Source organism: Liquorilactobacillus capillatus DSM 19910 (assembly GCF_001434915.1).
In the GTDB taxonomy this organism is placed as follows: domain Bacteria; phylum Bacillota; class Bacilli; order Lactobacillales; family Lactobacillaceae; genus Liquorilactobacillus; species Liquorilactobacillus capillatus.
The window spans coordinates 25,098-37,812 of sequence record NZ_AZEF01000010.1; the positions used below are offsets into that span (position 1 = coordinate 25,098).

Here is a 12,715-nt window from a genome sequence, read left to right on the forward strand (position 1 = left end):
ATAATGTGCAGGAGGAGTGATGATTATCAGTTATCGATTTTATGCAGTTGCACGCGGAAGAAAAAAGGGAATATACACAGATTGGGCTACTTGTTTAAAACAAGTCAATGGTTTTAGCCAAGCACGTTATAAGGGCTTTCGGGACAAGTCAGAAGCTATGAAGTGGATTGAATTGATTAATAATAGCAAAGTACCGGCTCAAAGCAACACCAAGAATCTGCCGCAACCGCAAATGCAAGTACAAGCGGAAGTTAAAAATACTATGTTACTATGGACAGATGGTGGCTCACGCAATCATGGGAATGTACTAGGTGGGCATGTAAAACAGGATGATAAAGCAGCTTGGGCTTTTTTGCTTAAAATAGAGGGTAAGGAGATCGCACGCTCTGGTGGTGAGTACGGTGCGACTAATAATCGTATGGAAATAATGGCACTTTTACAGGCATTATCTTTTTTAAAAAAACAGGATCTTCAAAACAAAACAATTTTAGCAACACTTGATTCACGTTATGTTTTAGATGCGATTCAAAAAAAGTGGCTTTATAGTTGGAAAAAACGAGGATGGAAAACGGCATCTGGAACAGAAGTTGCTAATAAAGAGCTTTGGGTAAAAATGGCAGAGCTCTTACCCCATTTTAAACAGCTAATTTTTCAATGGACAAAAGGTCATCAGAAGAATAAAGGAAATATTTTTGTCGACCAGCTTTTGAATAAAACGATGGATAAAATGAATTAAATAGGAGAATGAATCAATGAAAACAATAGTGGTGGTGGCACACCCGCAACTTAGAGATTCAGGGACACAACAGTTTTTGAAAGATGGCGCTGCTGTACTGGAAAATGTTACTTGGCACGAATTAAAAGTAAATGCTACAGGTCATTTTGATATTATGGCCGAGAAAAAATTGCTACGGTCGCATGAGCGCGTCGTCTTCCAGTTCCCCTTATATTGGTATGCTGCGCCAGCTGTTTTGAAGCAGTGGGTGGATGAGGTTTTGGCAGTTTCAGATAAACGTTGGCTACAGGAAAAGGAATTAGGACTGGTTGTTTCAGTAGGGCAGCCGCTCAAAGAATATCGGTTAGGAGGGCGTGAGGCAATACCACTCTCAGAACTACTTAGTCCCTTTAAAGCCTTGGCACAGCGGTTAAAAATGCAATTGATGCCTTTGTTTATTGTTGAACAATTTTCTTACCAATCTGAAAAGCAACGGCAGAAACTGTTAATTGATTATCAGCAATTACTTGAGCTCCCGCGCGATTTTAGCTTTAAACAGCGGCAAGACTGGTTTGAAGATAAACTAAAAAAAATGATCGCAGTAAGTAATATTAAGAATAAAAAAGAATTGGAATTGGTACTTAATACATTTACAGCGCGGCGTGAACAATTAAATGACTTAAAGGATGATCTAAGCTTTACAAAAAAGGAGAATGAGTTTGACTGAAAATAATGATGATTGGTTAATAAAAAAGCTGGATAAGTTAGCAGAAAGCGCTAGAGATTATGAGGAACGCGCCTTTTTTTATAGTATGTCTCTAACAGCTTTACAACAAGCTAAAAGAATTGAACAGGCACAAGGAGAGTTAGACGGCCGTCTCTGGAATCCCAGCCAATGGTAAGCAGCTGGGGTTATTTTGTTTAGAAATATAGAAGATCTTCTTTAAAAGGCGAACTAAACTAAGATGATATTTAAAACATTTATTTTTAATAAAACTAAAATAATTCGTTTTTTTATCAAAAAACAAATTAAAAATTCATCATTTTAATCTTTTTTAACTTGAAAGCCGAATTATATTTGCTATAATTGAAATATTTAAAAAGAAGGGGAGTCTACTAATTATGAAAAAGTTCTTCAAGCTTAAGGAGAACAAAACTAACGTGACAACAGAGGTTTTGGCGGGGCTGACTACGTTTTTTGCAATGTCATACATATTATTTGTGGCACCCAATATTCTAGGATTAACAGGGATGCCGACACAAGCTATTTTCCTAGCAACAATTATTTCTTCGGCTGTCAGCACACTGATTATGGCCTTATTTGCTAATGTGCCATATGTTCAGGCACCAGGGCTAGGTTTGGCGACTTTTTTCACGTATACAGTCGTTTTGCAGTTAGGTTTTTCTTGGCAACAAGCTTTAGCACTTGTTTTTCTATGTGGGATAATTAATGTTATTGTTACAGTAACAAAAATTAGACGACTAATTATTAAGTCAATCCCAGATGTTTTACAGCATGCTATTGGTGGAGGAATTGGGATCTTCGTTGCTTATATTGGGGTGAAAAATGCTGGCTTTCTTAAATTTATCACTGATAAAGAAGGAATCCTTTCGATCAATGGTGCAGCTTATAATGCAAGTACAACCCATTTCAAGGGTGGTATCTCCGATATTGTTTCTAACAGCAGTGTAACGCCATCGTTGATTAATTTTAACCAAGCGGCGCCTTTATTGGCTTTACTGGGGCTTCTGATTATGATCTTTCTAGTGGTTAGGGGGTTCCGTGGAGCGATCTTAATCGGAATTATCGTAACAACGATCATTGGTATTCCGATGAGAGTAACACATACGGAATTAATAGGCGGCAGTTCATTAGGAGAATCTTTTAGCCAACTTGGGACAACCGTTGGGGCGGCCTTTGGCGCTAAGGGAATGGGATCACTTTTTGCTGAACCTGGACGTGTACTCTTAGCAGTAATGACTATTTTTGCTTTTAGTTTAACTGATATCTTTGATACGATCGGAACTTTTATTGGAACCGGAAAAAGAACTGGGATTTTCTCAGCTAAAGACGAAAAAGAGTTCTTTAATGGACATGGTTTTAAATCTAAGATGGATCGTTCGTTGTTCTCAGATGCGATCGGTTCTGTTATCTCTGCGATTTTTGGGACATCAAATGTAACAACCTTTGTTGAAAGTGCCTCGGGGATCGGAGTAGGTGGACGAACAGGTTTAACAAGTCTAGTAGCTGCTGTTATGTTTTTACTCAGTAGTTTGCTAGCACCAATTATTGCAATTATTCCTAGTGCAGCGACTGCCCCTGCGTTGATCGTAGTTGGTATTATGATGATGGCTTCATTTAGAAATATAAACTGGAGTAATCTGGAGGATGCGATTCCAGCGTTCTTCGCATCAGTTTTTATGGCAATCTGTTATAGTATCTCTTATGGAATTGCGGCTGGTTTTATTTTCTATATTGCAGTTAAACTTGCTAAAAACAAATTTAAAGAAGTGCATCCAATGATGATCATTTGTACATTACTCTTTATCTTAAATTTTGTTGTCTTGGCAATAATTGAGTAATTAATAAAATATTAATAATCTTTAATTCAAGGGTTTAAGCATAGCCCTTGAATTTTTTTGTGATTAGGCTTATTTTAGTGTAGGCAAACGGAGCAAGATATTAAAATTATTTTAATTTGATAAGGATAATAATTTATTTTAATTAGAATGATTAATCTTTATTTCAAATGTGATATGCTAAGATCTATAATTAAGGTGCGACTTTTATGAGGTGATTAAAATTAAGCACAAAAAATTATTAATTTTATTGGCAATAGGTATATTAGGAATTATCGTAGGTAGTAGTTACACATATTATCGTATGACACATTTTAATCAAAATGTTAAGATCAATGGGGTAAATGTGGGTGGTTTGAATAGAACACAGGCACTCAAGAAATTAAAGGGTGAGAATGTTAGAAATGATGTTTATCTGGATGGTAAGCTTTTTTACCGGGGAGAAAAAACTAATTCAGGCTTTTTAAGTCAGGATCAACCGAAAGTTCAGAAATTATTGAAACAGCAGTGGACGTTTTGGCCCTCAAGTAAAAAAGTTAGTTACAGAGCTATTCCCAGTAAGATGGGGCATTACCGGCAGGAAAAGGTTCGGCAAGCTGTAGCGGAAAGACTAGAAGCCGAAAACGGTAAGCGGAAAAAGGCTGTTGACGCAAAGGCCATTCTGAAATATGGTAAAACTGAGATTACTAAGGCTCAAAAGGGAAAGCAATATGATGTCCCAGTTATTTTAAAATCATTCGATAAGCAGAAGTATGAACAAGATGTTTATCTGAAGGGCAAAATAAAGCAGCCTTTAAGTGCATCGAGTGCGACGGTTAAAAATGAGGTAAGCAAGTTGAAAAACTTGGCTACTAAAAAGATTGAATATAAAGTTCAGAATACTAAGTATGATTTTAGTGCAAAGCAGGTTTTGAATGAAGTAACCTATGAGAATGACAATTACAGAATTGACCGCACGGGTATCTCTAAAAAGATTGATGAGATAAATAAAAAACAGGCAACTCTTGGTAAAGCAATTAATTTTAAAACGCATGATGGTAAAAATGTCAATATTGCCAGCGGCGGAACTTACGGATGGGCAATCAAAAACAGTGAAGCTACTGCGCGTATTAGTAACTTATTTATGAAGAACGAACAGGTGGGGCAGCTAGATGCCAAACCAGATATTTATGGGACAGGTTATTTAACTTATGGAACTGGGTATGACCATGTTGATAATAGCGGTATTGGCAATACTTATGCTGAAGTTTCAATTGCAGATCAGCATGTCTGGCTTTACAAAGATGGTAAGGAAGTTGCTTCAACTAATGTCGTCACAGGTAAGGCTAGTACTCAGGAAGATACTCCAAAGGGCTTGTGGTACATCATGTATAAACAGTCTCCATCGACTTTGAAGGGAACTGAATCTGGAAGCGGAGAGTATTCGGTCAAAGTTAGCTATTGGGCACAATTTACAGATAGCGGCTGTGGTTTTCATGATGCTAGTTGGCGTAAAAACTGGGCGAGTGATGCTTACCTAAATGATGGATCTGGAGGGTGCGTTAATACACCAGTTGCCCAGATGCCGAATATCTACAATAACTTAGAACAAGCTGAAGCTGTAGTTGTATATTAAGATATATTTTGTTTTAAGCAGTCTAGATTAAAAACTTTCATGTTAGATTGGTTTATGGTAGAATCATGGCATGGGGATGTTTTGGATTCGACAGGTATAGGTCGAGCTTGAATTGCGCCTCGTAGTTGCGCGACGTAAAGACGCTCAGTTAAATATAACTGCAAAAAATAATAACAATTCTTACGCTTTAGCTGCGTAATAGTAGCTTAGCGTAGATCCGCCTAACATCGTCCATGTGTTGGTCACGGGTCTTAAACTAAGTGGACTCACGCCAAAAGCTCCCACCTGAAGCTGCTGGAAGAGAGTAATCAGGTTAGTTGTCAATGCTGGCCATGCCATTCGGCGTAGTTGACAATGAACTCTAAATAGAATGACTATGGGCGTAGAGGTTTAAGTGACGATATGCTTGGACGCGGGTTCGAGTCCCGCCATCTCCATTACATTTACGATAAAGCAAAATAAAAGGAGTTCGGGATAAAAATCCCGAACTCTTTTTTATGACCGTTATTCCTAAATATCCAGTGCTGAAATGTGCGTAAAAAGTAATTGGCTGCACTTAACCTTATAAGATAGATGATCTGCCTCGGAGTTAACTACTGTATTAGTTAGCTGTACTTGTGGAAGAAGATGTTGATTGTTTATTTGTATCGATTGATGATGAAACACTCTCTTCATTTTCTTTGTTTGAATCAGTTGTATTTAGTTCAGGCGCATCAGAGACATAATCATCAATTGTTGTTTTATTGCCATTACGTGACCAAAGACTAGTTGAATTTGAACCAAGTTGTTGTTGTAACTGCGTAATTTGACCAAACCCATTTTTATAGTTGTAATTCTGCGGATTAACCGGAATAAATCCATTTGGAATATAGAAACGCAGAAGATTCTTATTATTTAATGAATCAGAAAGTGATAATTCATTATTAACTTTATTACCTTCAGCTTTTAATTTAGCAGCTAGAGCCGATGTTGGATGTGTTATCTGGAGTCCAGTTTTATTATCGTAAATATTGCCATCAACGACGGTATAGTTTGGAGTTACAAAATTCTCGTTCCGGAAAGCAACTACTTGATCATGTTTTTTAGAAAAAAGATCGGTCCCGAATTGAATGTATGAACTTGTATCTACACCAGCAAGATGCAGTATGGTAGGCAAAACATCTATTTCACCGCCGTATTGCTGTTGAATACCGCCATTTTTTTGTCCGGGAATGTGAATCATAAAAGGAACACGTTGTAGCTGAGCGTTATCAAAGTCAGTCCAAGTAGAAGCTGATTTTCCTAGAAGGGGTGCTAACTTCAAATTACGTGAATTGGATATCCCGTAGTGGTCACCATAAAGAACGATCATTGAGTTATCATATAGACCACTCTTTTTTAAGTAGTCAAAGAACTCTTTAACAGCTTGATCAAGATAATGTGCTGTAACAAAATAATTATCAACAGAACTATCACCGGTATCAGCAGCTTTAAAATCGGTATTTTTTTGATCTATTGTGTAAGGAAAATGATTTGAGACAGTGATAAATTTTGCATAAAAGGGCTGTTGTAAACGTTCTAGGTACTTCACTGAGTCATGAAACAAAAGTTTATCTTTAAGACCATACTCAGTAAGATTATTGGAAGCCGTATTAAAGTAGCTTGCATCGAAGAAATTTTGGTAACCTAGATTCTTATAGACACTATTGCGATTCCAGAATGATCCCTTATTTCCATGAAAAACAGCACTAGTATAATTTTTTTGCTGATTCAAAATAGCAGGTGCACCTTGGAAAGTATTGTCGGTACCCAAAGCAGAAAACAGTGATCCTTGCGGTAGACCATAAATACTTGTTTCTAGCATGTTTTCAGCATCTGACGTTTTTCCTTGACCAACCTGATTGAAAAAATTAGCAAAGCTGTAAGTCGATTTATCATTATAAAGACTATTCAAAAAGGGAGTAACTTCCTTGCCGTCAAGTCGGTAGTTAATTAGAAACTGCTGAAAACTTTCGAGATGGATAACGATAATGTTCTTACCTTTAGCGATACCGTACATTTGAGGATTAGGCTTAGCATAGTGTTTTTGAGTGAAAGTTAAGACCTTATTCAGGTCAGCACTACTGGCCTCACTGCGGACATGGTTATTCTTCGCTGTTTTAATGCCATCGTAAAAGGTAAAAGAATCAATCCCTAAGTATTTAACTAAATAGTTACGGTCAAAAGTCCGCGAAAGAAGTTGCGGGCGATTGATCTCACCTAAAGTAAGGTTTAGAAAAACTAAAAGAAGGGCAAATGAGGAGATCGCAACGGCTTGCTGTGGCGGGACTGGTTTTTTATCTAACTTAATAAAACGTGTTGCAACCGCAACTACGATGAAAATAATATCGACAATCATGATCAGATCCTGCGGTTTTAGCAGTGCGAAAGAACTAGAGCTTAATCCCTCTGAGACTGATGAATAACCAAAGATAACATTGATGGTCATAAAATCAGTAAATTCACGGTAATAGATGATATTGAAGAGCAGTAGAGCTGAATTGGCGATATAGAGCAGAGATAAAACTAGGTAGGCGGGAATAGGGCGCTTAATATATAAAGCAGCGCTAAAAAGCAGCAGCGTTGTCGCTACTGGATTAAAAAATAAGATAGTATATTGATAAAGTCCTTCGACTCCAAGGCGAAAGTCGATAAGGTACACTAAAATAGTTTTTAACCAAAAAAGAAAAACGAGTAATGAAAAAAAGCCCCAGCGGGTACTTAAATAATCTCTTGTTTTTGATAGGAACACGGCATAAACCGTCCTTTCCAGTAAATTCAATTAATGCTTAATTTTAAACCATTGGTTAAAATGAAGTCAATTTACCTACAGCATATTATAAAAGTTTTACAAAGTTATTTGTAGAAATATCCTAACAATATAGTTAAAATAAGCGGATTTAAAGATAATGGGCAGGCAAGTCTGTTATGATAAAACGTAGTTGGAAAATTTTTTAGACGTGAATAGGAGAACAAAACGTGAAATCAATCGAAATAACAAATGAAGCAGCTCGTAAGTATAAAGATGGTTATCCTAAATTAGATACTAAGGATTTTATTGCACCATACCAAGGTAATAACGGGGAATTATTACGGTTAGTTGCCAGAAATCAGTTCGTGGCGTATGCATATTTAGCTAAACAACGAAACAGTGATGGTTGGATTTTGACAGTAGAAGAGAAGAATATTGATGAAGAGTTCTTCAGAAAATTATTTACAATGGCACAGATTAAACGAGCAAATTTCTATTATGCCGAAGAAACAAATGTTTTTCGTTTCTTCAATGGAGTAGGTGATGGTTTAGGCGGACTGACGATTGATTATTATGCTGGCTATTACGTATTTACTTTTGACAATCAAGGCTTGTATCAGCATCGTGAAACATTGTACAGAGCATTTGATGCAGCAGTCAAAGATTATAAGGGAATTTATGAGAAGCTGCAGTTTAATGTCCAAAAGAATGCCTTGAAGAACAGACATGTTAAGGGTGACAAAGCACCTGAGATATTAACAGTGGTCCAAAATAATGTTAAATACTTAGTGTATTTAAATACCGAACTCAATAACTTTGCTTTAGATAAACGTGAGTTATTAGCAGATCTAAAGGAAAAATACGCAGCTGAAAAAATTGTTTTCTCAGGTTTTAGCCGAAATGGAGCTGTTGGTGCAAGTGCAATGCTCGGTGGTGCATTCAAAACAGTGAATATAGATTTAACCGCTAAAGCAAATGAACGCTTACAGAAACAATTTTTAGCTAACGGGATTGACCCGGAAAAACAAGAAATTCGCACTATGGACGTACAAGGCTATCTTGATTATGCATTTAACCATCATATTGAGTTTGATGTTACTTTTATAGATCCACCAGTCTTTGTTCGTTCTAAGAAGAGGACCTTTAATTTAAGTAAAGATTATCCGGACTTGATTAAAGCTGCACTAAAAGCAACTAAAAAGACTGGATTATTAATCTTGACTGCTAACACGGCTAGTCTGTCATTAAAGAAGTTAAAGGCACAACTTAACGATGTCTTTACTCAAAATGGTAGCAGTTTCGAAATTATCAAAACTTATCATTCACCCCGAGATTTTGCCACGTTGAAAGAGTACCGTCAGAGTGATTATTTTAAAGCATTAGTTTTGCAAATTAAACGCTAAAGGTTTTGTCTAAGTCTTAGACTAAAGTTATAAAAGAGGCTATATCTAACCACAGAGAGAAAATGAGAAATGAGGTCTTTTAAATATGTTAATCGCACTTATCCCTGCTATTACCTGGGGAAGTATCGGTTTGGTCAGTGGAAAAATAGGTGGAAATGCCAATCAACAGACATTAGGGATGACTATGGGTGCTTTAGTCTTTAGTCTTTTGACAACGTTTATTTTTTGGAGTCATATTCAGGCGCATTTGTCATTCAAAGTAGGACTTGTAGGGCTTATCTCAGGACTATTCTGGAGTCTGGGTCAAAACCAGCAATTTCATTCAATGAAAGCAATAGGAATATCGAAAACAGTGCCGTTATCAACGGGCTTACAGTTGTTATTTAATGCTCTAGCTGGAGTCGTTCTTTTCCATGAATGGCGGACAAGGGATCAGATAGCCATTGGCTCAACTGCTCTAGTAATTTTAATTATTGGTGCGACTTTGACTTCTTTACGTGATAAAAAGGCAGCCGCAATCGTAAAAAAAGATGAACAGATTACTGCCGGGATCAGGGCATTGGCATTGTCAACGGTCGGTTATGTCGGTTATACAGTTGTTGTCAACTGGGCGGGGGTTGATGCTAAAGCGATGGTCTTGCCGCAAGCGTTAGGGATGGTTGTTGGCGCGAGTCTTTTTGCTTATGGAAAAGATGCCTTTCAAAAAGAAACTTTCAAAAATATTGTAACGGGTTTGGTTTGGGGAACGGGGAATATTTTCATGTTCTTGGCTATCCCAGCTGTTGGTTTGGCTATTAGTTATTCTTTTTCACAGATGGGGATTATTATTTCAACTTTCGGTAGTATCTTATTATTGGGCGAAAAGAAAACGAAGAAGGAACTTATTTATATTACGATTGGATCATTGATGATTATTAGTGGCGGAGTTTTGCTATCTCGTCTCTAAATCATACTTAATTTAGAGTTAAATGAGTTTTTAAACGTATTTTTTAAGCTTTTATCCAGTTTTAATAAGTGATTTTAAGTGTAAATCATAATTTATCGTCAAAAAGTGCTTACAAGTTGGTTAAATTATTGTATAATGATAGCGGTTAGATAAAACGCTAAAAGGGGAGATACTGATGGCACATATAGCTTTTGACAGTTCAAATTTAACAAAATTTGTCCATGATAACGAATTAGGTGAAATGCAGGCACTCGTTACAGCAGCTGATACTGAATTGCGCGAAGGGACAGGTGCTGGTAATGATTTTCGTGGTTTCTTAAATTTACCAGTTGACTACAATAAGGAAGAATTTGCACGAATTAAAACAGCAGCTAAGAAAATCCAGTCTGATTCAGATGTTCTCGTTGTAATCGGGATAGGTGGTTCGTACTTAGGGGCACGTGCAGCAATTGAGTTCTTGCATCATGGGTTCTTCAATATGTTACCAGCCGAAAAGAGAAATGCACCGCAAGTCTTCTTTGCTGGTAATTCAATCAGCTCATCGTATGTCCATGATTTAATTGAACTAATTGGTGACCGTGATTTTTCAGTTAACGTTATTTCTAAGTCAGGGACAACGACTGAACCGTCAATTGCTTTCCGTGTTTTCAAACAGAAATTGATTGAAAAATACGGAAAACAAGGAGCTAAAGAACGTATTTACGCTACAACTGATAAAGCACGAGGGGCTTTGAAGAAAGAATCTAGTGCAGAAGGTTATGAAACCTTTGTCATTCCAGATGATGTCGGCGGCCGTTTCTCAGTGCTATCTCCAGTAGGATTGCTGCCAATTGCAGCTTCAGGTGCGAATATTGATGATTTAATGAAGGGTGCTGCTGATGCACGTGATGCATACAACAACGCTGATTTAAAGGAAAATGAAGCATATCAATATGCTGCTTTAAGAAATATTCTCTACCGCAAAGGTTATACAACTGAAATTCTTGAGAATTATGAACCATCATTGCAGTACTTCTCTGAATGGTGGAAACAATTGATGGGTGAGTCTGAAGGTAAAGATCAAAAGGGTATTTACCCTTCATCAGCTAACTTTTCAACAGATCTGCATTCTCTAGGTCAGTATATTCAAGAAGGCCGTCGGAATTTAATGGAAACAGTCGTTAAGGTGGGTAAGCCGAATCATGATGTTGAAATTCCCAAGGAAGAAGAAAACCTTGATGGATTAGGTTATCTAGAAGGCAAATCAATGGATTTTGTTAATACAAAAGCTTTCCAAGGTGTTGTTTTGGCTCATACTGATGGAGACGTTCCTAATATGGTTGTTAATATCCCTGATCAAACGGCTTATACATTAGGTTATACAATCTACTTCTTTGAAATCGCAGTTGCTATTTCTGGCTATTTGAACGGAATCAACCCATTTAACCAACCAGGTGTAGAAGCATACAAGCATAATATGTTTGCTCTTTTGAACCGTCCTGGTTTTGAAGAATTAAGCAAAGAGTTAAATAAACGATTAAAGTAAAAAAGCAGACTAAGCTGCTAGTAGCAAAAAATTTTTAAATAAGGCAAAGAGAGTTTGGGACAAAAGTCTCACACTCTTTTTTTATTTGATAAATTAAATTGGGGGGGGACTGGTATATAATGAATTTAATCTTATGATAGTTATGGTAAAAATAAAAGCATAATTAGTTGTTTAAAATTAATCTTTTCTTAAAGGCGGGATGAGTAAATGAAAATAGAGGGGCATACACATACGGAATTATGTCCGCATGGAAGTGGAGAACCAGTTGAAAAAATGATTCGAAAGGCAATCAGTTTAGGGTTTGATCAGTATTGTATAACTGAACATGCACCTTTACCACAAGGTTTTAGCCGTAAGTATGGTGGAAGTAAAGAAGGACTAACCACGGCATCATTGGCTTGGGATGATCTAGAAGCTTATTTTGCATTAACGGAAAAGTTAAAGCAAAAGTATGCTAGTCAAATTCAGATCAGTATTGGTTTTGAAGTTGATTATTTACCTGACTTTGAGGCTGAAACACGAGCTTTTTTGAATGAGTATGGCAAACGGACCCAGCAAAATATCTTATCAGTACATTTTATGGCAGGAAAAGATGAAAAACTATGGTGTTTGGATTATACGACTAAGGATTTTGCAGAAGGGTTCAAAAATCTTTTGGCTCAACCGTACCAATTATATCAAGCTTATTTAGAACTTGTATCCCAATCCATTATGGCAGATTTAGGTAAATATCAGCCCCAACGAATCGGACATATGAGTTTGATAAAAAAATATCAAGACTATTTTAAACTACCAGAAGAATTTAATGCAGCTAATATTGAATTAATTAAAAAAATATTAGATCTTATTAAACAACAGGGTAGAGAACTGGATTTTAACACAGCAGGCTTATACAAAGAGTTTTGCAATGATTTTTATCCAGGGAAGCAAATAGCAGAATTGGCCCTGCAGAAAAAGGTCCCATTAATTTTTGGCTCTGATGCACATAGTATCATAGAGGTTGGTCATGGATATCATCTGAAAAATATTTTTAATTAGTACTTGACAGTTATTTAAAATGAAGTTAGAATGAGTTTAATTAAATTTGGATAAACTTTTTTTAATATAATATAATATATAGTGATTAGAAGAGTAATTGTTAGCCGCTCCTGAAGAGAGCCC

General features: G+C 36.6%; 10 protein-coding genes, 1 other RNA gene and 1 other annotated feature (1 of these 12 running past the window's edge). Of the genes, 10 read left to right on the forward strand and 1 reads right to left on the reverse strand.

The features are described from left to right. Positions 1–19: 19 nt before the first annotated feature. From FC81_RS02375 to ssrA, 6 genes are all read left to right on the forward strand, one after another. Positions 20–736 (forward strand): ribonuclease H family protein, encoded by a 717-nt coding sequence (locus tag FC81_RS02375; RefSeq protein WP_057742669.1) that lies wholly within the window; start codon positions 20–22, stop codon positions 734–736. A 16-nt stretch (positions 737–752) separates the two neighbouring features. Further along, positions 753–1,442, forward strand: coding sequence for an NAD(P)H-dependent oxidoreductase (locus tag FC81_RS02380; protein ID WP_057742671.1), 690 nt, complete (start codon positions 753–755; stop codon positions 1,440–1,442). Beyond that, positions 1,429–1,617, forward strand: coding sequence for a hypothetical protein (locus FC81_RS02385; protein WP_057742673.1), 189 nt, complete (start codon positions 1,429–1,431; stop codon positions 1,615–1,617). The genes FC81_RS02380 and FC81_RS02385 overlap by 14 nt, the downstream gene beginning before the upstream one ends. A 220-nt stretch (positions 1,618–1,837) precedes the next feature. After that, positions 1,838–3,298, forward strand: coding sequence for an NCS2 family permease (locus FC81_RS02390; protein WP_057742675.1), 1,461 nt, complete (start codon positions 1,838–1,840; stop codon positions 3,296–3,298). Positions 3,299–3,509: 211 nt separating this feature from the next. Then, positions 3,510–4,910, forward strand: a complete 1,401-nt coding sequence (locus FC81_RS02395; RefSeq protein ID WP_235804617.1) for a L,D-transpeptidase — start codon at positions 3,510–3,512, stop codon at positions 4,908–4,910. A 72-nt stretch (positions 4,911–4,982) separates the two neighbouring features. Beyond that, positions 4,983–5,350: a transfer-messenger RNA gene (ssrA, locus tag FC81_RS10720) on the forward strand. 161 nt (positions 5,351–5,511) lie between these two features. Here the strand turns inward: ssrA and FC81_RS02400 are convergent. Continuing rightward, on the reverse strand, positions 5,512–7,680 hold the full coding sequence (locus FC81_RS02400) for an LTA synthase family protein (RefSeq protein ID WP_057742677.1): 2,169 nt from the start codon (positions 7,678–7,680) through the stop codon (positions 5,512–5,514). 227 nt (positions 7,681–7,907) lie between these two features. Here FC81_RS02400 and FC81_RS02405 point away from each other — a divergent pair, with 227 nt between their 5' ends. From FC81_RS02405 to hisJ, 4 genes are all read left to right on the forward strand, one after another. After that, positions 7,908–9,083 (forward strand): class I SAM-dependent rRNA methyltransferase, encoded by a 1,176-nt coding sequence (locus tag FC81_RS02405; RefSeq protein ID WP_057742679.1) that lies wholly within the window; start codon positions 7,908–7,910, stop codon positions 9,081–9,083. Between the two features lie 85 nt (positions 9,084–9,168). Then, entirely contained in the window at positions 9,169–10,029 is an 861-nt protein-coding gene (locus tag FC81_RS02410; protein ID WP_057742680.1) for a GRP family sugar transporter, read from the forward strand. 175 nt (positions 10,030–10,204) lie between these two features. Beyond that, positions 10,205–11,554: a glucose-6-phosphate isomerase gene (locus tag FC81_RS02415; protein WP_057742682.1), complete on the forward strand. Its 1,350-nt coding sequence runs from the start codon at positions 10,205–10,207 to the stop codon at positions 11,552–11,554. Positions 11,555–11,761: 207 nt separating this feature from the next. Further along, a complete protein-coding gene (gene hisJ / locus FC81_RS02420; protein WP_057742683.1) occupies positions 11,762–12,592 on the forward strand; it encodes a histidinol-phosphatase HisJ in 831 nt (276 codons plus the stop codon). 72 nt (positions 12,593–12,664) lie between these two features. Further along, positions 12,665–12,715 (forward strand) — a binding site (T-box leader); it runs 188 nt beyond the window's last position.